This window comes from Aquabacterium sp. NJ1 (assembly GCF_000768065.1).
In the GTDB taxonomy this organism is placed as follows: Bacteria; Pseudomonadota; Gammaproteobacteria; order Burkholderiales; family Burkholderiaceae_C; genus Aquabacterium.
The window spans coordinates 1016784-1037370 of the sequence record NZ_JRKM01000001.1 but is presented as its reverse complement, the minus strand read 5'-3'; the positions used below and the strand labels follow the sequence as shown (position 1 = coordinate 1037370).

Sequence of the window (20587 nt, the reverse complement as noted above, 5' to 3'; positions counted from 1 at the left end):
GTCAGGCCGTCAGGTGACGGTCTTTTGCAGACGCAAGGTGGTGTTGATCACCTTGGTGAGCTTGTCTGCATAGGCTGGGTCAGTGGCGTAGCCCGCCTTTTGCAAGCCACGGGCAAAGCCGCTGGCCGTGTCGGCCTGAGCCACCGTCTGACTGTAGCGCGGGCTCTGGCTCAGCAGCCTGGCGTGGTCCGTGAAAGCGTCGGCATAAGAGTCATACGCACGGAATTTGGCGGTGACCTTGCGCGCCACGCCGCCGATGTACTCGGTGGTGGTGACCTCGGCGACCTTGCCCTTCCAGTCGGATGTGGCCTTGATGCCGAACAGGTTGTGGCTGGGCGAGCCGTCCTTCATGCGGATTTCATGTTTGCCCCAGCCCGACTCCAGTGCGGCCTGGCCCAGGATGTTGGTGGCGGGGATGCCGGTGGCGGCCTCGGCTGCCTTGGCGGCTTCCTTGTGCTTGCGCACGAAGCGCTCGGAGGCACTCAGGTTCTTGTTGTCCACGTAAGCAGCGTCTGCGGTGCTGCGGGTGGTGTTGGCCGGGTCGTCCTGCAGGCGGCTCGTCGACAGGTCGCCCAGCCCCTTGAGCGGGTTGCCCTTGCTGTCCTTGCTGGCGATGCCCAGCTGGCGCTCCAGCTGCCTGGTGATCAGGTCGCTCAGGCCGCCGGGCAGGCCGGTCATCTGGTTGGCCAGTTGCGTGTCCAGCATGTTGGTGCCCATCTCGGTGGCCGAGTTGTCCAGCATGCCGCTGTTCATCGTGGTCGAGCGCATGCTCTTGACCAGCTCCTGCATGAACAGGCCTTCAAGCTGCCTGGCGGTTTCCTTGATGCCGGCCTTGGGGTCCTTGCCGGACGTGGCCTTGAGGCTGTCCAGGGAGCGCAGGTCAAGGGTCAGCCCATTGGGCTGTTTGGATGTTGCGTTCAGGCTCATCAGATCACCTCCAGCTCGGCTTGGAGTGCGCCGGCCGCCTTCATGGCTTGCAGGATGGCCAGCAGGTCCTGCGGGTTGGCGCCAAGGGTGTTGAGGGCCTTGACGACGTCAGTCAATTTCGTGCCGGCAGGCATCTGGATCAGGGCGCCAGGCTCCTGGTTGATGCGGATGTCGGTCTTCTCGGTGGCCACGGTCTGCCCTTGCGACATCGGGCTGGGCTGGCTGATCACCGGCGTGGAGCTGATGGTCACCGACAGGTTGCCGTGCGCCACGGCGCAAGGCCCGATGGTCACGGCCTGGTTGAGCACGATGGAGCCGGTGCGGGAGTTGATCACCACACGGGCGGCGGGCGTGGCCTTGTCGATGTTCAGATTTTCCAGATCGGCCATGAAGGCCACACGCGCGCCGGGCTGGGCAGGGAGGTTGACGTTGACGGTGCGGCCGTTGATGGCCTCGGCCGTGCCAGGGCCCTTGGCCTTGTTGATGGCATCGGCCACCTCACGGGCGGTGTTGAAGTCATCGGCCTGCACGTCGTACTGCACGGTGCTGCTTTGCAGCCAGGGCGTGGGCACGCTGCGCTCCACCGTGGCGCCACCTGGGATGCGGCCTGCGTTGAGCTGGTTGATCTGCACCTTGGCACCGCCTGCCGCCGCGCCGGCGCCGACGATCACCACATTGCCTTGGGCCATGCCGTAGATCTGGCCGTCAGCACCTTTGAGCGGGGTGGCGATCAGGGTGCCGCCGCGCAGGGACTTGGCATTGCCCATGGAGGACACGGTCACGTCCAGGGCCTGGCCAGGTTGGGCGAAGGGGGGCAGGGAAGCGGTGACCATCACGGCCGCCACGTTCTTGAGCTGCATGGTGGCACCAGCGGGCATGGTGATGCCCATCTGCTGCAGCATGGCGTTGAGGCTCTGTGCGGTGAAGGGCGCCTGCGTGGTCTGGTCGCCGGTACCGTCCAGGCCCACGACCAGGCCGTAGCCCATCAGCTGGTTGCTGCGCACGCCTTGAACGGCGGCGATTTCCTTGAGGCGAACGGCCTTGGCATCCACCGGCCACCACAGGGCCGCGGAGGCCGCCAGGAAGGCCAGGCCGATCAGCAGTTTGAGGAGGCGATCCGAGGTGTCCATGAAGCCGATTTCCCATCTGAGGGCCCCCGGAGATCCACGGGGCTCGGCTTCATTGTCGAGTTCTTTAGAACGGCGAAATGCTCAAAAAGAAGTGGGCAAGCCAGCCTATTCCCTGTGCATCCTGCTGGGCGCCACGGCCCATGTGCTCGATGCGCACGTTGGCGATCTGGCTGGACAGCACGGTGTTGCCCGGCTGGATGCTGGCCGGGTCTACCTGACCCGAGAAGCGCAGCACGTCAACGTTCTTGGACACGCCGATCTGTTTTTCGCCCGCCACGATCAGGTGGCCATTGGGCAGCACCTCGGTGACGGTGGCGGTGATGGTGCCGGTGAAGTTACCGGTGGCGGCCGTGCTGCCGGTGCCATCGAACTTGTTGTCAGCCGAGCCGGCGGCACCGAGCTTGGCCACCTGATCCAGCCGCACGAGCGGCACGGCCGTGATGGCGCTGCTCACGCTGCCCTTTTTCTCGATGGAGCTGGTGGTCACCTGCTTGGCCGACACGGCTTCGCTGATGTTGACGGTAATGATGTCGCCCACCATGCGCGCACGGTGCGTTTCGTACAGGGGGCGGTAGCCGCCGGCCTGGAAGATGGCGCCGTTGTTGACCGGGGCGTAGGCGGCGGCGGAAGGGCGCGCTTGCGTGGGCTCGGCCACATCCACTTTGGGCGAGGTGGTGACGCAGCCCGTCAGCAGGGCGATGGGCAGCAGACTGAAGGGCAGCAGCTTGCGCAGGCGGTTCATCACATTTGTCCCAGTTTCTGCAGCATCTGGTCCGAGGTCTGGATGGCCTTGGAGTTGAGCTCGTAGGCGCGTTGGGTCTGGATCATGGTCACCAGCTCCTGCACCACGTTCACGTTGGAGGATTCGACAAAACCTTGCGACAGGCTGCCCATGCCTTGCACGGTGGGGGTGCCTGTCTGCGGGGCGCCGGAGGCGGGGGTTTCGGCAAACAGGTTCTGCCCCTTGGGCTCCAGGCCGGCCGGGTTCACGAAGGATGCCAGCTGGATCTGCCCCAGGTTCTGAGGCTGGACCTGGCCGGGGATCGTGGCCGTGACGGTGCCATCTTGCGCAATGGTCACGTTGGTGGCGTCGGCCGGCACGGTGATGCCGGGCTGCACCAGGTAGCCGTTGTTGGTGACCAGCTGGCCTTGTGAATCCATCTGGAAGGCGCCGTCCCGGGTGTAGCCGGTGGTGCCGTCGGGCATGGTGATCTGGAAGAAGCCCTTGCCCTGGATGGCCAGGTCCAGGTTGTTCGAGGTCTGCGTGAGCGTGCCCTGTGTGAACTGGCGCGAGGTGGCCACGGCACGCACGCCCAGGCCCACTTGCAGGCCGGTGGGCAGTTGCGTCTGCTCCGAGCTGTTGGCACCGCTCTGGCGCAGGTTCTGATACATCAGATCCTCGAAGATGGCGTGCGACTGCTTGTAGCCATTGGTGCCGCTGTTGGCCAGGTTCTGGGAAATGTGATCCAGCTGGGTCTGCTGGGCTTCCATGCCGGACTTCGATACCCACAGTGAACGCATCATGGCATTACTCCTCGGCGCGTCGCGCCATCTCTCAAATCAAATCAGGTCAACCGGCGGACAGCAGCTGGGCTGCGGCCTTCTCGTCGGACTCGGCGGTCTGCATCAGCTTCATCTGCGTCTCGAACTGGCGGGACGCGGCGATCATCGACACCATGGTCTCGATGGGGTTGACGTTGGAGCCTTCCAGCGAGCCGTCCTGCACGCGGGCGTTGGCATCGGCAGGCAGCTCGGCGCCGTCGGCAGACCGGAACAGGCCGTCTTCACCGCGCACCAGCTTGTCTTGCGGCGTCACCAGCTTGAGCTTGCCCACGCCGGTGATCTTGCCGTTGGCAGCCTTGGCGCTGACCGTGCCATCCGGTGCAATGCTGGGCTCGGAGCCGGCAGGGATGTTGATCGGGCCACCATCGCCCATCACCGGCAGGCCGCTGTGCGTGACCAGCATGCCATCGGCATTGAGCGTGAACGAGCCTGAGCGGGTGTAGGCCTCGGTGCCGTCCAGTGCCTGCACGGCCATCCAGGTCTTGCCTTGTGCGGCCACGTCCAGCGAGCGCCCGGTGAAGGTCACGGGGCCGGCGTTGTCGTCGTAGCCCACGGTGGTTTCCAGCGAGTAGACGCGTGTGCTGGCGCCGTCGCCTCGCACCGGCACGGCACGCACAGCCTCCAGTTCGGCCCGAAAGCCGGTGGTGCTGACGTTGGCCAGGTTGTTGGACAACACGTCCTGGCGCTGCATGTTCATCTTGGCGCCAGCCATGCTCACGTAGATCATGCGGTCCATCTTGTGCTCCTGTTACTGCGGGATGCCGGCCCGTTCATCAACGCAGGTTCACCAGCGTCTGCTGGACCTGGTCTTCGGCCTTGATGGTCTGTGCATTGGCCTGGTAGGCACGTTGCGCGACGATCATGTTGACCAGCTCGCCGGTCAGGTCCACGTTGGACTCTTCCAGTGCGCCGGATTGCAGCAGGCCGTACACGCCCGAGCCCGGTGTGCCCAGTGGCAGCGGGTCACCTGAGGACGCCGTGGGCTTCCATTCATTGGAGCCAACCGGCTGCAGGCCGTTGAGGTTCTTGAAGTCGGCCAGCTGGACGCGGGCCAGGGCCTTCGACTGCCCGTTGGTGTAGCGGGCCGTCACGGTGCCGTCGGTTTCGATCACGAAGTCCGACAGGTTGCCTTGTGCATAACCGCCACCGGACAGGTCGGTGACCGAGTAGGCGCCGGAGTATTCGGTGTTGCCGCTGATGTCGAGCGTGACGCCGGTCAGTGGCTGGCCGTTGTTGCCGCCAGGAATGGACGGGATCGTGAACACGGTGCCGGTGGGCAGGGTGCCGTTGGCGTCGTAGGTGAATGTGGCGATCGGGGTGGGCAGAGGGGGGCTGCCACCGTCGTTCTGAACCGAAGCGGCATTGGTGTTGCCGTCGGCGCTCAGGTAGACCTCCCAGGTGCCGCCGGTACCAGGGTCAGGGGGCGTCAGGGTGGGGTCGCCGGGGGTGGGGTCAGCGGTCTTCTTGAAATAGTAGTTCAGCGCGATGGGGGCACCGTTGTCGCCATAAGCCGTCTGGGATGTGACGAAGCTGTAGGTCTTGGAGTCAGCAAAGTCGATGGCCGTGGCGATGGGCTTGGCGCGGGCGTCCATGTTGGCCGTCATGGTGATGGCGCTGGCCTTTTGCGGGGGCGAGCTGTCGTTGGTCAGCTGGATGGGCGTGCCGGCCGGGCCTGCGGGGGCGCCGCTGGCGTCGAGCGCCTGGCCCAGCAACTGGTGCTTCTCGTTGTTGATCAGGTAGCCGTTGGCGTCGCGCTTGAACTGGCCATTGCGCGAGTACACCGTTTCACCTTGCGAGTCGGCCAGCGCGAAGAAGCCCCGGCCGTTGATGGCCAGGTCCAGGCTGTTCGAGGTGGTGCTGATGTTGCCTTGTGTGAACTGCTGCGCCACGGACGCCACACGGGCACCAATGCCGATGCCGTTGCTGCCGCCGCCACCCAGGGAGGCCGCGTACATGTCGGCAAACTCGGCGCGCGATGACTTGGCGCCGTAGGTGTTCGCGTTGGCCACGTTGTTGCCGATCACCTCCAGGTTCTTGCTGGAGATGTTCAGGCCGGATAGTCCTTGCTGGAAGCCCATGGTGATGTCCTTTCGGCGTTACTGCAGTGGCGAAGTGAAAAGGGTGATGAGGTTGATCAGGACACGGTCTTGATCTTGCTGTAGGCCGTGCTGCCCGAGTTGCGCAACTCCAGCATGAGCCCGCTGTCCCCGGTGCTGACAGCATCGACCAGGTCACTCATCATGGGTGTGCTGGTGATGGCCTTGCCGCCACTGGTGGCCGTGACCTTGAAGGTCAGGCCGGTCATGCTGGTGCCGCTGGGCGGCGTCCATTCGAAGCTCTGCAGGCCGGCGCCCATGCCGCTTTGCGTGACGGTGTCAAGCTTGATGCCAGCCGCGTTGTAGATGTCGACTTGCACATTGGATGCGGCCGCAGCCAGCTCGTAGCCGCCCACGCCGTTGCCTGCCGTGTTGGTGCCCAGCTGGTTGCCCTCCATGACCACCGAGTGCCCGACCAGGCCGGTGCCTTGCAGCATCTGCAGCTGGGTCATGTTGGTGCTCATGCTCGTCATCGTGGTGTTGAGCTTGTCGATGCCCGTCACCGTGTTGATCTGCGCCATCTGGCTGGTGATCTGCGAGTTGTCGGCCGGGTTGAGCGGGTCCTGGTTCTGCATCTGTGTGACCAGCAGCTTCAGGAAGCGGTCCGAGGCCTCGGACATGCTGTTCTTGGACGTGGTCGAGGTGGTCGACGTGGCGGCGGTGCCGCTGGTCGCTGTGTTGTTGGTGACTGTGGTCATGACTTGTCCTGTTCAATCAATGCTCGAGGTGATCAGCCGCCTTGACCCATCTGCAGGGTCTTCATGAGCAGGGACTTGGCCGTGTTCATGACTTCAATGTTGTTCTGGTAGGAACGCGAGGCCGAGATCATGTTGACCATCTCTTCGACCGTGTTGACGTTGCTGTAGGTCACGTAGCCATCGGCATCGGCCTGGGGGTGCTTGGGGTCAAGCACGCGGCGGCCGGGGCTGTTGTCTTCGGTGACCTGGCTGACGGTGACGCCCGCGGTGCCCACTTCGCCCATGGGCGTGGTGGTGAACACAACCTGGCGGGCCTTGTAGGCCGCGCGATCGGGGCCGGCCACCGTGTCTGCGTTGGCCAGGTTGGATGCGACCACGTTGAGGCGCTGCGATTGCGCACTGACGGCGCTACCGGCCACATTGAAAATCTTGAACATCGACATGGTGGTCTCCTATTCAGCGCTTTACTGGCCCGTGATCGCCGTGTTCAGCGTGCGAACCTGTGAGTTGATGAAGCGCAGCGTGGCTTCGTAGCGCACGGTGTTGTCGGCGAAGTTGGCGCGCTCGCGGTCCATGTCCACGGTGTTGCTGTCCAGATTGGTCTGGGAGGCGAGGGCGTAGTTCATGTCGGGCTGGTCGCGGCCGCCAACGGGCTGGCCATTGCGGTTGAGGTGCCCGCCGTTGGAGGCCGCCATGGTCAGCTTGGGCGTGTGCACGCTGCTGTCACCCACCGAGCCTTGGCCGGTGGCCTGGCGCAGGGCGGTGGCGAAATCGAAGTCGCGTGCCACGTAGCCGGGGGTGTCCGCGTTGGCGATGTTGCTGGCGATCAGGCGTTGGCGTTCCGACCGCAGCGAGAGCGCTTCGGCCTGGAAGTTCAAGGAGTCGGTCAATCGGTTCAGCATGGTCTGGGCCCTCCGGGGCTGGTCACATCTGCTGGCTGGTGGTGCGGCAGTCCTGGTGGGGATCACCGGGGCGGATGCACGACGAGGCAGCTTGTCTGGGATGTTGATCGGCTGGGCCAAAAACATGAGCCGAAATAGCGGGCCATTCCGCCCTCATTTCCTTTCCTTGCATGGGGACGGGGCTTCGTACAGTCAACTCACCATGAAAACGTCCATCGATCACTCCGGCCGCCTCTGCCAGGACATCGGGCTGGCACCTGCCCAGTTCCTGATGGCGGGGCTCAGTTCCGTGCTGTGGGCGGGGCTGTGCACCGTCGCGGCCACGTTTGCGCCAGCCGCACGTGCGCAGACCGTGGCGATGGCCGATACCGGTGGGCTGCAATCCCAGGTGAGCTCCCTGCTCAAGCAGCAGGCCTTGCCCCAGGGCAGCGGCAACGATGCCGCATCGCAAAAAAAGCCTTGGCGCGTCGAGGTGGTGCTGGGCCAGTTGGACCCTCGCCTGAAGCTGGCGCCTTGTGACAAGGTGCGCGCCTACATGCCCAACGGGGTGCAGATGTGGGGCAAGACCCGTGTGGGCCTGCGCTGCGAGCAGGGCCCGGTGCACTGGAATGTGTTCTGGCCGGTGACAGTCAAGGTCTGGGGGCAGGCGCTGGTGGCGGCTGTGCCGCTGCGCCCTGGCAACCCGGTGAACGAAAACGATCTGCGTCTGGCCGAGGTGGACCTGGCCGAAAAGACGTCCCCCGCTGTCATGCGTCTGGCGGACATCGTGGGGCGCACCTTGCTGCGTGGCATCGAGCCCGGCCAAAGCGTCCGCCAGGATGATGTGAAAGCCCGCCGCTGGTTTGCAGCTGGTGACCCTGTGCGCCTGACGGTGCGTGGTGACGGTTTTCAGATTGCGGCAGAGGGCACCGCCTTGACACCCGGGGACGAGGGCCAATGTGCCCGTGTAAGGACCGACAACGGCCGAGTGGTCTGTGGCCACCCGGTGGGCGACCGGCTGGTGGAGTTGTCGCTGTGAAACAGTTTTTTGCCAATTTACCCCCCATAGCTAGGGGGTTCCAGGTGTTTGGCATTAAAGTCGGTCAGCCCCGCGTCGATATCGCGGATGTGACCACTCGGCATACGCCGGGATCAAGGAGTACATCATGAAGATCGGCAACCCTTTAGACAAAGCGGTAGGTGGCCTCGGCCCCCGCACCGAGGGCGGCAGCACAACCGGAAAGACATCATCGGCCTCAGGCAGCGTCAGCGAGAGTGCAAAAGTCACGCTCTCCAACGTGGCATCCGGGCTGATTTCGGCAGCAGATGGCAGTTTCGATGCGGACAAGGTGTCCAGCGTCAAGAACGCCATCGACAGCGGCACCTATCAGGTCAACCCTGAAGTCATCGCTGACAAGCTGATCACCAACGCCAAGGAACTGCTGCAAGGCAAGCAGGGCTGAGGCTGAACATGGCACAAGCATTGCCCCATCGCGAACAGGTGTCTGCGGAGATGGCTGCCCAAGTGGCGGACATCGAGCAGCGCCTGTCCGAACTGGACAAGGCTTTTGCCGCGGGTGACAGCGAGTTGATTGCCCAGCATGCGCTTCACCTGCAGCGTGGTCTGGCCGAATCGCTCGTGGCCTTTCGCAAGGCCGAACAGGCTGGTTTGAAGCCGCTGACCGATGATTTGCGTTCGCGCCTGAAACTGGCGCAGACCCGTGTGCTGGCCCAACAAGCGGCCGTGAACCGGGCCAATGCTTCCATCGACCGCACGCTGAGCGTGCTGTTTCCGCGCGAGGAAAGCAGCACCTACGGCAACCTGGCGCAAACGCCGGTGTCCAAGGCGCTCAACGCCTACCGTTGAGTTTTCGAGGCCGCCCGGGCCTCTGGCGCGACCCCGTGTCCAGGGGGCCCTGTCTCGAATTGCACGCAATCGGCTGCCGTGCCATGGGGGCTGCTCTTAGACTGACGATTGTGTTTTGTCGTTCACAATTGATCAAATAGGGGAGCTTTCGATCATGGCCAAGGCAGTTGCGCGCATCAAATCGCTGACCGGATTGCTGACATGGGCGTTCTGTGCCACGGCGATGGCCGCGCCACAGTACACCATCAGCAGCTTGTCCTTCTCGCCTCTGGTCAGTGATCCACTGCCAGTTTCCGTCATCAATGACCAAGGCATGGTTGCCACGCAGAACGGTCCGGTTGGTCCCGGCACCTATGGCGGCATCATCATTGACATCGGTCAGCCGATCGGGACTAAGGCTTTGACGATCGAGGATCTGAACAATGGCAACGTGGCCGTGGGGACCGCCGATAAGCAGGCGTTCACCTGGCAAGGCGGCCAGTTCCAGATGCTGGCCGGGCTGAATGGCGCCAACAGCCAGAGCGCGGCTCACGCGGTCAACGAGCAAGGTGTGGTCGTGGGCGAGTCAGGCGGCCGTGCTGTGGTGTGGCGAAGCGGTCAGGCCGAAGCGCTCGGCGGTGCCAACAGCTCTGCGACCGGCGTCAATGAAGGTGGTGTCATCGTCGGCAACGATGGCCTCAGCGCAGGGGTATGGAACGGCGTCGGCCAGTTCCGGCAACTCAGCGGCGGTGATGGAGGTGCGGCCAAAGCGGTTGATATCAACGATACGATGGCCGTGGCGGGCGCGGTTCTGAAGAACAACACTTATTGGGCCGCGCGCTGGGATAGCGAGGGGAACTTGACCGTTCTGAACACCCCAGCTGGCACCACGGCGTCCACTGCTAACGCCATTAACAACAATGGCTCGATTGTGGGGCAAGTAAGTTACGGTCTGCTGGGCAGTCCGGTTGCCACCTTGTGGGAGGATGGCCAGGTACTGTCGCTGAAGGATCTTCTGGTCAATGGTGGCAACTGGACGCTTCAATACGCCTATGACATTAACGATGCAGGACAGATCGTCGGCTTGGGTACCGTTAATGGTCAGCAGCGCTCCTTCCTGCTTTCTCCTGTGCCGGAGCCGTCGACCCTGGCTTGCCTCGGACTCGGCCTAGTCTGCATGGCTGGGGTGATGCAGCGTGGCCGGCGTCACTGATCAAAGGCATCAGCGCATCTGGCCTGACACCAGGTTCGCACCTCAGGTTGCGATATCGACGGCGCCTTCCACCACGATCTGAACCCGCTGGCGGCCCTGGAATTCATCCAGGTTGACGCGGTATGCCAATTGCGTTTTCGCTGGCAAGGGGTCGGTGTGCCCGAACCAGATGCCGTCGCGTACCTGGCCTTGCACGCGCAGGCTGAGCTTGAGGTGGCGCTCGCCCACCAGGCGCTGGCCCAGCACCTCGACCTGGTCGCTGAAAACGGGGGCTTCAAAACCGGGGCCCCACACGGCGCTGTCGAGTTGCGCCACGGTTTCGGGTGTGAACCACTGGGCATCCAGCGGGCCATCGGTGCTGATCTGGCGCAGCAGCAGGCTGGGGTCCAGGCCGGCTTGCGCGATGCGGGTCAGCTCGGTGTCGAAAGTGTCGAAATCTTCCTCGGCAATGGTGCAGCCCGCCGCCATGGCGTGGCCGCCGAAACGCTTGAGCAGACCGGGGTGGCGCTTGCTGACCAGGTCCAGCGCATCACGCAGATGGAACCCAGGGATGGAGCGCCCCGAGCCTTTGAGCAAGCCGTCCTGGCCCAGCGCGAACACGAAGGTGGGGCGGTGCAGCCGGTCTTTCAGCCGTGAGGCCACGATGCCCACGACGCCTTCATGGAAGTCGGGGTCGAAGATGGCCACGGCCGCGGGCGGCTCGCCTTCCGGCATGACCGATTCCAGCAGTTGCTCGGCCTGCTCGCGCATGCCGGACTCCAGCTCGCGCCGTTCACGGTTGATGGTGTCCAGCTGACGGGCCAGCAGGTCGGCGCGGCCCATGTCGTCGGTGCTCAGGCATTCGATGCCCAGGCCCATCTCGGCCAGGCGGCCGGCGGCGTTCACGCGTGGGCCGAGTGCAAAGCCAAAGTCCTGGCTGGTGGCCTTGGCCGGGTCGCGGCCCGCGGCGGCAAACAGGGCGGCGATGCCCGGCTGCATGCGCCCGGCGCGGATGCGTTTGAGGCCCTGCGCGACCAGGCGGCGGTTGTTGTCGTCGAGCTTGCCCACGTCGGCGATGGTGCCCAGTGCCACCAGGTCCAGCAGGTTGTCGATGCGGGGCTGGCTGGCGGCGTCGAACACACCGCGCTGGCGCAACTCGGCACGCAAGGCCAGCAGCACGTAGAACATCACGCCCACGCCCACCAGGGCCTTGCTGGCAAAGGGGCAGCCGGGCTGGTTGGGGTTCACGATCACGTCGGCGTCCGGCAGGCTGACCTGGCCGTCATCCAGCACCACAGGCAAGTGGTGGTCGGTGATGATGACCTTCAAGCCCAAGGCGCGGGCCTTGCTCACGGCCTCGTGGCTGGCCATGCCGTTGTCCACCGTCACCAGCACATCGGCCTGCTTGGCACGCACCATGTCCACGATGGGCGGCGTCAAACCGTAGCCGTGCACGGCGCGGTCGGGCACCACGTAGCTGACCTGGTCTGGGCGTGCCCCCAGCATCTTCAAGCCGCGCAGGCCCACGGCGCAGGCGGTGGCGCCATCGCAGTCGTAGTCGGCCACGATGCAGATGCGCTGGCCCTGGGTGATGGCGTCAGCCAGCAAGCTGGCGGCCTGCGTGGCGCCTTTGAGGTCCTGCGGGGCCAGCAGGCGGGCCGGGCTGTCGTCGAGTTCGTCGGCCGTGCGTATGCCGCGTGATGCAAACAGACGCGCCAGCAGCGGGTGAACGCCGGCTTCTTCCAGGGCCCAGGCTGCGCGGGGAGGGACCTCTCGGGCGGTGATTTTCATGGGCGTCGCTTACAGGCTGTTGAGCAGGGCCACGAGGTCGGGGCCACCGCGGGATGAGGTCAGGCGCTTCACAGATTGCCACAGGCGGGTGCTCAGGCCGGCGGCTGGTGTCTGGCCCAGCGTGATGGCATGCCGTTCGCCGCACAAGGTCAGCATGATCGGCTGGCCTGCTTCTGCGGCCTGCACGGCCTGCTTCAGCACGGTGTTGTCCACTTGCGCCCAGGCCTCCAGCCAGGCGGGCATGTCATCGGCCAGCATGGGGGCGCGCAAATCGTCGACCAGCTTGATGTGCGCCGGCAGCGCCACGGTGGCGGGCGTCGGGCCGCAGCCGCTGAGCCAGAAGGAGTTGACCGTGGCCAGGCCAGCTTGCTCACGGGCGTCGTTGACGGGGTGCTGATAAAGCAGCATCTGCACCTCGCTTTGCAGGCGGCGCAGCGTGCGCGCTTGCGGGTGATCGGTCAGCCAGACATCGGGGTTGCGGCCGATCACGCGGTCCAGCGAGGCGGTGGGCAGGCCTTCGAGCGAGGGGTGCGCGGCATACCAGCGCTGGCTGGCGCCCCAGACCAGCGTCCAGCCGTCGCTCTCGAACAACTCACGCACGGCATCAAACAAGGTGCGAGATTCGGCTTCGCTCAAGGCCAGCGTGGCCGGGTCCAGCAGGGTGAGGTGGTCGCGGCCCATCAGCCAGTGGCCAGGGCTCAAGAGCCCCCAGGGCGCACCATCAGGCAAGGTCACGCCATCTCGCGCCGCCCACCAGGCCGCCCAGGGCAGGTGTCCATCCTGATCCGGCCAGCCCATGCTGGCGGCCAGTACCCGCTCGTGCGGCATGGACAGCGCGTATTCATCCCCTTCGACGCGGGTCGTTTCCTGCAACTGGCTCAGCAAACGCCGCAGGTTGGGCAGGGCCTTGGCGTCGGCCAGGCGGGGCAGGGCGTGCTGGCAGGGCTCGGACAGGCTGGCCGCAAAGGGCACGATCCAGTGCGTGGAGGGCGGGTTGGTCACTTGATCAGGGGGCTGGCGTGAATAAGGCGTGATTATCAAGTGGGTACACTCCCCCCCATCATGAATCTGCCTTTTGAATGGCGCGTCGGGTGGCGTTACACCCGAGCCAGCCGTACCACACGCCGAAACGGCTTCATTTCTTTCATTTCCGGTGTGTCGGTGCTGGGTATCGCGCTGGGCGTGGCCGCGCTGATCATCGTGCTGTCGGTCATGAACGGCTTCCAGAAGGAAGTGCGGGACCGCATGCTGTCCGTGGTCGCGCATGTCGAGCTGTTTGATGCCCGGGGCAGTGCCTTGCCCGATTGGCACGTGCTGGCCGACAAGGCCCGGCGCAACCCCGCTGTGGTGGGCGTGGCGCCCTTCCTGCCCGCACAAGCCCTGATCGCCCGTGGGGATGACATGCGTGGCGCGCTGGTGCGCGGCATCGTGCCGTCTGAAGAAGTGGCGGTCACGCCGCTGGCCGCCAGCATGAAGGACACCTTCGCGCGCCTGCACAGCGGTGGCTGGGGCGTGATCATCGGCATCGAAATGGCGCGCAGCCTGGGCGTGAACGAGGGCGACATGCTCACCGTGGTCGCGCCCAGCGGCCAGATGACCCCGGCCGGTGTGGTGCCGCGCCTCAAGCAGGTGACGGTGGTGGGCATCTTCAATGCGGGCCACTATGAGTACGACAGCGGCCTGGTGCTGATGCATGCCGATGACGCCGCCAAGCTGTTTCGCACCGGTGGCGTGACCGGCGTGCAGCTCAAGCTCAAGGATGCGCAGATGGCCCGCAGCGTGGGCAATGAGCTGGCCGATTCCCTGGGCCCCGATGTCATCGTGCGTGACTGGACGCGCACCAACCGCAACTGGTTTGACGCGGTGCAGGTGGAAAAGCGCATGATGTTCATCATCCTCACGTTGATCGTGGCCGTGGCGGCTTTCAACCTGGTTTCCACCCTGGTGATGACCGTGACCGACAAGCGCGCCGACATCGCGATCTTGCGCACCCTGGGCGCCAGCCCGCGCTCCATCATGGCGATCTTCATGGTGCAGGGCGCCTTGTCCGGCGTGATGGGCACCTTGGGTGGCCTGGGCCTGGGCCTGCTGGTGGCCTTCAACCTGGATGTCATCGTGCCCTTCATCGAGCACCTGCTGGGTGTGCGCTTCCTGCCTGGCAGCATCTACCTGATCTCGCAAATGCCCTCTGACCCGCAATGGGGCGACATCCTCCCCATCGCCGTGATTTCTCTGGTCCTGTCCCTGGCTGCCACGCTGTACCCCAGCTGGCGCGCCAGCCGTGTGCAACCTGCCGAGGCCCTGCGTTATGAGTGAACTGCTGCGTGCTCAAGACCGTCCGTTGCGTGTCCGCAAGGTGCATTCCCTGCGGACCTTCATCTGGCTGGCCCGGGGCTGGAGCGACTTCATGGAGGCGCCCGTGGTCGGCCTGGCCCATGGCGCGCTCATGGGTGCTTTTGGCGGCCTCCTGATGCTGATGGCCTGGGACCACTTCTGGATCCTGGCCGGGGCCATCTCGGGCTTCCTGATGGTAGCGCCCATCCTGAGCACCGGGCTGTACGCGGTCAGCCGCGCTTTGCTGCGGGGTGAGCCTGCCGGTTTCGAGGCAGTCTGGGCCGTTTGGTCGTCCATGGACCGTCGCCTTGTCAAGTTCGGCCTGTTGCTCACCGCCCTGGGCACCGGCTGGGTCATGACCTCGGCCGCGCTGATCACGCTGGGTGTCAAGCCCCCCGTGACCACGCCCACCGATTTCCTGCAGCGTGTGGTGCTGTCGCCCAACCCGGGCTTCTTCGAGATCTGGCTGCTGGTTGGCGGGGTGATGGCCGCGCCGGTGTTCGCCTCCAGCGTGGTGGCCATTCCCCTGCTGGTGGACCGCCAGGTCACCGTGCAGCGCGCCGTGCTGACCAGCTGGCGGGCCGTGGCGGCCAATCCCATCTGCCTGAGCACCTGGGCTGCGATCGTGATGGCGCTGAGCCTGCTGGGCTTGGGCACCCTGATGTTTGGTTTGATTCTGGTGATACCGGTTCTGGGCCATGCCACCTGGCATGCCTATCGCGATCTGGTGGTCCGCGAAACGGGCAGGGAAGCGGTTTGATATGTTTGGTCTGAGCGAGGAGCAGATTGCTCAACTGGGGCTGACCGTCGGTGTGGGCGGCTTCATCCTCTACATGTTCTTCATCATCTTCCAGCTGGCTCGCGAGTCCAAGGCTGGCAAGTTCGGCACCTTCATGTTGTTCCTCGTGCTGGGTTTCGGGATGCTGGGCTTCATCGCCAAGAACATCCTGGTCTGGTTGCTCCATATTTGATCGGCATGGCTGACACTTTCATTCTTCAAGCCCAAGGGCTGGTCAAACGTTTCCATGAAGGCCCGCTGGATGTGAGCATCCTGCAGGGCGTGGACTTGCAGGTATCACGCGGTGAAACGGTGGCGGTGGTGGGGGCCTCGGGCTCCGGCAAGAGCACCTTGTTGCACCTGCTGGGGGGGCTCGATGGCCCGACCAGCGGGCGCGTGCAGCTCATGGGGCGTGAGCTGGGTGACATGAATCCGGCGCAACAAGGTGCCTGGCGCAACCAGCACTTGGGCTTCATCTACCAGTTCCACCACCTGCTGCCCGAGTTCACCGCGCTGGATAACGTGGCCATGCCCTTGCTGATCCGCCGCATGCCACAGGATCAGGCCCGTGCGCAGGCCCGCCTGTGGCTTGACCGCGTGGGCCTGCTCAACCGCGTGGAGCACCGCCCGGCCGAGCTGTCCGGTGGCGAGCGCCAGCGTGTGGCCGTGGCCCGCGCGCTGGTCACGCAGCCTGCGTGTGTGCTGGCCGACGAGCCCACCGGCAACCTCGACCGCACTACGGCCGACATCGTGTTCGACCTGATGCTGCAACTCGCCGCCGATCAGGGCACGGCGGTGGTCATGGTCACCCACGATGCCAGCCTGGCACAACGCTGTGCGCAGCGCCACCGTTTGGTCAACGGCCGCTTCGAGCCCTGAGCGGGCAGGGGGGATGCGCGCATGTGGCTCGATACCCATTGCCACCTCGATGCACCCGAGTTCGATGCGGACCGTGCTGATGTGATTCAGCGCGCCCGCGATGCTGGCGTGGGGCTGATGGTGGTCCCTGCCGTGTCGCCGGCCACCTTTGCCACGGCCCGTGCGGCGGCCCTGCAATGCGGTGGCGCGTATGCCTTGGGCATCCATCCCCTTTATGTGCACGACACGCCCGAGCAGGTGGCCCTGGCCAGCCTGGCTCAAGCGTTGCAGACCTGGCGAAACGACCCCCGCCTGGTGGCCGTGGGCGAGATCGGTCTGGACTACTTCGTGCCTGATCTGCAGGATGACAGCAGCAAGGCCTTGCAGGAGCGCCTGTATGCGGCACAGCTGGACCTGGCCGCGGCGCATGGCTTGCCGGTGATCCTGCATGTGCGCCGCAGTGCCGATGGCCTGCTCAAACACCTGCGGCGCCTGCGTGATGCAGGGCGCCCTGTGCAGGGTGGCATTGCGCATGCCTTCAATGGCAGCGAACAGCAGGCCCAGGCCTTTCTGGATCTGGGCTTCAAACTGGGTTTTGGCGGCGCCATGACCTTCGAGCGCGCCCTGCAGATCCGCCGTCTGGCGGCCAGCCTGCCCGAAGAGGCCATCGTGCTGGAAACCGACGCCCCGGACATCCCGCCGCACTGGCTTTACCAGACCGCCGAGGCGCGGGCCCAGGGGCAGCGCAGCCGCAACGAGCCGGCCGAGTTGCCCCGTATTGCGCTGACCCTGGCGCAACTGCGCGGCTGGACGCCCGAGCAGACGCAATCACGCACCACGGCCAATGCCTTGCAGGCCTTGCCCGGCCTGTCAGTCTTGACAGGTGCCGCAGGTGCACCAGGCTGGTGATGCTCCGCTGAGCGTGCCACAATCGTTCTCACAGGTCTTGGCACGCCCTTGCGAGTTGTCTTTGTTGAAGCTGCGGTCCCTGTGCCCGGACTCCAAGACATGAACCTCAAGGAGCGGTGTGATGCTGCATCACAGCCATCGCGCGCCCATGCGTCAGGCACTGGCCCTGATTGCCGTCATGGCGCTGGGCCTGCTGCTGGCCTGGGCCGTGCCTTTCTGGGCGGGTTTTCAAAAGATCGAAGATTACGTGCCCATCCACACCTTGCTGGAAATGGTGGCCGTGGTCATCGCGGTGCTTGTATTTGCATCGGGGTGGAATGCCTATAGCCGTGCGCTGCCTCGTCATGCGGTGATCCTGGCTTGTGCCTTCCTGGGTGTGGCCATGCTGGACTTCGCACACGCCTTGTCCTTCATGGGCATGCCCCGCTTCATCACGCCCTCAGGCCCTCAAAAGGCGATTCATTTCTGGCTGGCAGCCCGTTTGCTGGCGGCCTCGGCCTTGCTCGCCGTGGCGGTGCTGCCGCCTGGTCGATCAGTGTCCGGGCCGGGGCGTTATGGCTGGCTGCTGGCCGTGTTGAGCGTGGTCGGCGTGTGCTATTGGGCCTTTCTGTTTCACCCAGGCTGGGTGCCCGAGACCTTCCGCCCCGGCACAGGCTTGACCGCCTTCAAGATCGGTGCCGAGTACCTGGTCATTGGCATGAACCTGGCTGCCGCGTGGCGCCTGTACACGCAGATGCGCCGCCCCTTGCCCTTCAATGCCGCAGCCTTGTTCGGTGCCGTGTGTGTCATGGCCATGAGCGAGTGCTTTTTCACCCTGTATGCCACGATGGGGGATGTCTACAACTTCACCGGCCATATCTACAAGGTCGTGTCCTACCTCTTCCTGTACCGCGCCGTGTTTGTCGAGGTGATCGAAGAGCCTTACCGCGAGATGGCGCTCATGGGCGACCAGTTGCGCGCCACGCTGGATGCCGTCCCCGACGTGATGCTGGAGCTGGATCTGCATGGCCGTTACCACGCCGTGCATTCGTCCCGCCCTGAGACCTTGATCCGGCCGGCCGATGAACTGCTGGGCAAGACCATCCAGGAGGTGATGCCCCCCGAGCAGGCGCAGGTGGTGATCGCTGCGATGGAGGCGGCTTTGTCGAGCGGCACCTCGTCGGGTGCTCAGCTGGAAGTGCCTCTGCCGCAAGGCCCTCGCTGGTTCGAGTTGTCGGTGTCTCGCAAGGGCGGGGTGAACGGCCTGGATACCCGTTTCATCGTGCTGTCGCGCGACATCACCGAGCGCAAGCAGGCCGAAGCCACCTTGCTGGAGCGCCAGGCCATGATGAAGGCCAGCCAGGCCAAGAGCGAGTTCCTGTCGCGCGTGAGCCATGAGCTGCGCACCCCGCTCAATGCGGTGATCGGTTTTGCGCAACTGCTGCTGCACGATGCCAATTCGCGCATGGCCGCGGGGCAGCGTCTGCATGTCGAGTACATCCTGCGGGCGGGGCAACATTTGCTCGAGATGATCAACGACATCCTGGATCTGACCCGCATCGAGTCGGGTGATGCGGGCCTGACCATGGCGCCGGTGCGCATCGGTGAGTTGATTGCGCAGAGCCTGCCCATGGTGCTGCCGCAGGCCGAGGCCATGGGGGTGTCGGTGCATGTAGATGCCGCCAAGGTGGAGCGCCGCCAGATCCTGGGCGACGAGCGGCGGCTCAAACAGGTGCTGATCAACATCCTGTCCAATGCCGTGAAGTACAACCGCGTGGGCGGCAAGGTGACCGTGCATTGCGCCATCAGCGAACGCGAGGCAGGGGGCGAATGGCTCTTGTTGCGGGTGGCCGATACCGGCCGAGGGCTCAGTGTCGAGCAGATGAAAAGCCTGTTCGAGCCCTTCAACCGCCTGGGGGCCGATCGGGATGGCATCGAGGGCACGGGCCTGGGCCTGGTGATCACGCGCCGGTTGATCGAGTCGATGGGCGGCGAGGTCACCCTGGACAGCACGGAGGGCGTTGGCACCACCGTGACCGTTCAGATGCCACTGGTGGCGCAAGCCAGTGCGTCTGCCGCACCGCCTGAACCCGCAGTGACACGCCCGCGCCAGGCCGATGACAACGTGACCACCGTGCTGTGCATCGAAGACAACCCCTTGAATGCCGCCTTGCTGCGCGCCATCTTCGACCTTCGGCCAGACGTCAAGCTGCTGATCGCCGAGGACGGTGAAAAGGGACTGGACCGCTTGCAGCACGGCTGGCCTGATCTGGTGCTCATCGACATCAACCTGCCCGACATGAACGGCGGCGAGGTGCTTGCCCGCATCCGCCAGATGCCGCAAGGGCAGGGCCTGATCTGCATCGCCATGTCGGCCGACGTTTCCAAGGACCCCTTGACCCGTGCGCGTGAGCAAGGTTTTGCCGATTTCTGGCCCAAGCCCCTGGACGTGGCAGGGGTGCTGATGCGCCTGGATGCCGTGCTGGCGTCCGTGAAATCTGATCAGGCCCGCCGGCGCAGCGAAGGCGTCATCGCCTGATCCAGCCTAACCAGGGCAGCACCTGGTCAGCCACAAATGCCAGGCCCACGATCAGGGCGGCCAGGCTGCTCACCAGCACGGCTGCGGCGGCCACATCCTTGGTCAGCTTGATGGCCTCGTGACGTTGGGGATGCAGGTGATCGCACAAGGCTTCCAGCGCGGTGTTGAGCAATTCGGTGGCCACCACGAGGCCCACCGTCAAGGCCATCACGGCCCACCACAGGCCCGGTGCACGGGTGAGCAGCAGCAGGCCCAGCACACCCACGGTGGCCAGCGCATGCGTGCGCAGGCTCTTTTCCATGCGCCAGGCCGTACGCAGGCCGGCCCAGGCGTAAGCCAGGCGATCGAGGAAGTGGTGCCCCTTCATGGGTGGCGCTCCTGCCCCAGGTGCAAGCGGCTGGCCAGCAGCCAGCACAGCAGGGCCCAGGCCGCGCCAGCCGCCCAGCCACCCACCACGTCGGAGGCCCAGTGCACACCCAGGTAGATGCGCGACAGCCCGACCAGGCCTGTGATCAGCAACGCCACAGCCATCACGTACAGCCTCAGGCGGGTGCGTGGCGCGAGGCGGGCAATCAGCGCGGCCATGGTCAGGTAGACGATGGCAGACATCATCGCGTGGCCACTCGGGAAGCTGTAGCCGGAGGCCACGGCGGTGTGGAAGACCGCATCGGGGCGCTCGCGCGAAAACAAGGCCTTCAAGCCGAAGGCCACCAGCACGCCACCCAGCGCGGAGCCCAGTGCCAGCCAGGCCATGACCCGTTGGCGCGCCATCACCAGGTAACCCCACACGGCCCCCACGGTCAGTGTCAACACGGCCGGGCTGCCCAATGCGGTCAGGTCCCGGATGGCCTCCTGCAACCACAGCGGCCCGATGGGCGTGAGCTGCTTGTCGCCCGTTCTCAGCAGTTGCAGGATCCACAGGTCCACGGCGCGGGCATCGCCCTCCAGCACCTCGCCGGCGATCTTCATGAAACCCCATGCCGCCATGGCCATCAGCAAACTGGGCCACAGCAGGCGCAGTTCGAAATACGGGCCAAAGTGTTGGCGGATGAAGGGGCGCATGGCC

23 protein-coding genes are annotated in these 20587 nt (G+C 65.0%); 10 read left to right on the top strand and 13 right to left on the bottom strand.

The features are described 5' to 3' along the window. Nucleotides 1–9: 9 nt before the first annotated feature. From flgJ to flgB, 9 genes are all read right to left on the bottom strand, one after another. Entirely contained in the window at nt 10–927 is a 918-nt protein-coding gene (gene flgJ / locus JY96_RS04460; protein WP_035035297.1) for a flagellar assembly peptidoglycan hydrolase FlgJ, read from the bottom strand. Continuing rightward, a complete protein-coding gene (locus tag JY96_RS04455) occupies nt 927–2057 on the bottom strand; it encodes a flagellar basal body P-ring protein FlgI (RefSeq protein ID WP_035035288.1) in 1131 nt (376 codons plus the stop codon). Before JY96_RS04455 ends, flgJ begins: the two co-directional genes overlap by 1 nt. A 64-nt stretch (nt 2058–2121) precedes the next feature. Next, nucleotides 2122–2799, bottom strand: a complete 678-nt coding sequence (locus JY96_RS04450) for a flagellar basal body L-ring protein FlgH (protein WP_035035286.1) — start codon at nt 2797–2799, stop codon at nt 2122–2124. Then, nucleotides 2799–3581, bottom strand: coding sequence for a flagellar basal-body rod protein FlgG (flgG, locus tag JY96_RS04445; RefSeq protein WP_035035284.1), 783 nt, complete (start codon nt 3579–3581; stop codon nt 2799–2801). Before flgG ends, JY96_RS04450 begins: the two co-directional genes overlap by 1 nt. Nucleotides 3582–3627: 46 nt before the next feature. Then, a complete protein-coding gene (flgF, locus tag JY96_RS04440) occupies nt 3628–4356 on the bottom strand; it encodes a flagellar basal-body rod protein FlgF (protein ID WP_035035280.1) in 729 nt (242 codons plus the stop codon). A 37-nt stretch (nt 4357–4393) separates the two neighbouring features. Beyond that, complete coding sequence (gene flgE / locus JY96_RS04435) at nt 4394–5698, bottom strand: flagellar hook protein FlgE (RefSeq protein ID WP_035035278.1); 1305 nt, start codon at nt 5696–5698, stop codon at nt 4394–4396. A gap of 56 nt (nt 5699–5754) precedes the next feature. Then, nucleotides 5755–6414: a flagellar hook assembly protein FlgD gene (locus JY96_RS04430; RefSeq protein WP_035035275.1), complete on the bottom strand. Its 660-nt coding sequence runs from the start codon at nt 6412–6414 to the stop codon at nt 5755–5757. Between the two features lie 32 nt (nt 6415–6446). Beyond that, nucleotides 6447–6857 (bottom strand): flagellar basal body rod protein FlgC, encoded by a 411-nt coding sequence (gene flgC, locus JY96_RS04425; protein WP_035035273.1) that lies wholly within the window; start codon nt 6855–6857, stop codon nt 6447–6449. Nucleotides 6858–6878: 21 nt separating this feature from the next. Further along, nucleotides 6879–7316, bottom strand: a complete 438-nt coding sequence (flgB, locus tag JY96_RS04420) for a flagellar basal body rod protein FlgB (protein ID WP_035035271.1) — start codon at nt 7314–7316, stop codon at nt 6879–6881. Between the two features lie 202 nt (nt 7317–7518). On the opposite strand from flgB, the gene flgA reads away from it, so the two are divergent. The 4 genes from flgA to JY96_RS04400 all read left to right on the top strand — a co-directional run bounded on the left by flgA (nt 7519) and on the right by JY96_RS04400 (nt 10354). Next, nucleotides 7519–8334: a flagellar basal body P-ring formation chaperone FlgA gene (gene flgA, locus JY96_RS04415; RefSeq protein WP_052162134.1), complete on the top strand. Its 816-nt coding sequence runs from the start codon at nt 7519–7521 to the stop codon at nt 8332–8334. Nucleotides 8335–8461: 127 nt separating this feature from the next. Beyond that, nucleotides 8462–8758, top strand: a complete 297-nt coding sequence (gene flgM / locus JY96_RS04410; protein ID WP_035035269.1) for a flagellar biosynthesis anti-sigma factor FlgM — start codon at nt 8462–8464, stop codon at nt 8756–8758. An 8-nt stretch (nt 8759–8766) separates the two neighbouring features. Continuing rightward, nucleotides 8767–9162 carry a hypothetical protein gene (locus JY96_RS04405; RefSeq protein WP_035035267.1) on the top strand — a complete coding sequence of 132 codons (396 nt, stop codon included), beginning with the start codon at nt 8767–8769 and terminating at the stop codon, nt 9160–9162. A gap of 154 nt (nt 9163–9316) precedes the next feature. Next, complete coding sequence (locus tag JY96_RS04400) at nt 9317–10354, top strand: PEP-CTERM sorting domain-containing protein (protein WP_035035265.1); 1038 nt, start codon at nt 9317–9319, stop codon at nt 10352–10354. A 42-nt stretch (nt 10355–10396) separates the two neighbouring features. Here the strand turns inward: JY96_RS04400 and recJ are convergent, their stop codons facing one another. Together recJ and JY96_RS04390 are read right to left on the bottom strand one after the other, a co-directional pair. Next, complete coding sequence (recJ, locus tag JY96_RS04395) at nt 10397–12124, bottom strand: single-stranded-DNA-specific exonuclease RecJ (protein ID WP_035035263.1); 1728 nt, start codon at nt 12122–12124, stop codon at nt 10397–10399. A 9-nt stretch (nt 12125–12133) separates the two neighbouring features. Further along, on the bottom strand, nt 12134–13126 hold the full coding sequence (locus JY96_RS04390; RefSeq protein WP_035035262.1) for a hypothetical protein: 993 nt from the start codon (nt 13124–13126) through the stop codon (nt 12134–12136). Between the two features lie 60 nt (nt 13127–13186). On the opposite strand from JY96_RS04390, the gene JY96_RS04385 reads away from it, so the two are divergent. From JY96_RS04385 to JY96_RS21955, 6 genes are all read left to right on the top strand, one after another. Further along, the gene (locus tag JY96_RS04385) at nt 13187–14440 is read left to right on the top strand and encodes a lipoprotein-releasing ABC transporter permease subunit (protein WP_035035261.1); all 1254 of its coding nucleotides are present in this window, start codon (nt 13187–13189) and stop codon (nt 14438–14440) included. Next, nucleotides 14433–15218: a DUF2189 domain-containing protein gene (locus tag JY96_RS04380; RefSeq protein ID WP_052162133.1), complete on the top strand. Its 786-nt coding sequence runs from the start codon at nt 14433–14435 to the stop codon at nt 15216–15218. The genes JY96_RS04385 and JY96_RS04380 overlap by 8 nt, the downstream gene beginning before the upstream one ends. A 1-nt stretch (nt 15219) precedes the next feature. Continuing rightward, nucleotides 15220–15429 (top strand): DUF2788 domain-containing protein, encoded by a 210-nt coding sequence (locus JY96_RS04375; RefSeq protein ID WP_035035260.1) that lies wholly within the window; start codon nt 15220–15222, stop codon nt 15427–15429. A 5-nt stretch (nt 15430–15434) separates the two neighbouring features. Next, a complete protein-coding gene (gene lolD / locus JY96_RS04370; protein WP_035041208.1) occupies nt 15435–16115 on the top strand; it encodes a lipoprotein-releasing ABC transporter ATP-binding protein LolD in 681 nt (226 codons plus the stop codon). Nucleotides 16116–16136: 21 nt separating this feature from the next. Then, nucleotides 16137–17003 (top strand): TatD family hydrolase, encoded by an 867-nt coding sequence (locus tag JY96_RS04365; protein WP_035035257.1) that lies wholly within the window; start codon nt 16137–16139, stop codon nt 17001–17003. A gap of 121 nt (nt 17004–17124) precedes the next feature. Further along, nucleotides 17125–19521, top strand: a complete 2397-nt coding sequence (locus JY96_RS21955; protein WP_052162132.1) for an MASE3 domain-containing protein — start codon at nt 17125–17127, stop codon at nt 19519–19521. On the opposite strand, the gene JY96_RS04355 is transcribed toward JY96_RS21955, so the two are convergent. After that, on the bottom strand, nt 19511–19888 hold the full coding sequence (locus JY96_RS04355; protein ID WP_035035254.1) for a diacylglycerol kinase: 378 nt from the start codon (nt 19886–19888) through the stop codon (nt 19511–19513). The two genes, JY96_RS21955 and JY96_RS04355, sit on opposite strands and share 11 nt — an antisense overlap. Further along, the gene (locus JY96_RS04350; protein WP_052162131.1) at nt 19885–20583 is read right to left on the bottom strand and encodes a phosphatase PAP2 family protein; all 699 of its coding nucleotides are present in this window, start codon (nt 20581–20583) and stop codon (nt 19885–19887) included. Before JY96_RS04350 ends, JY96_RS04355 begins: the two co-directional genes overlap by 4 nt. Between the last annotated feature and the right edge of the window lie 4 nt (nt 20584–20587).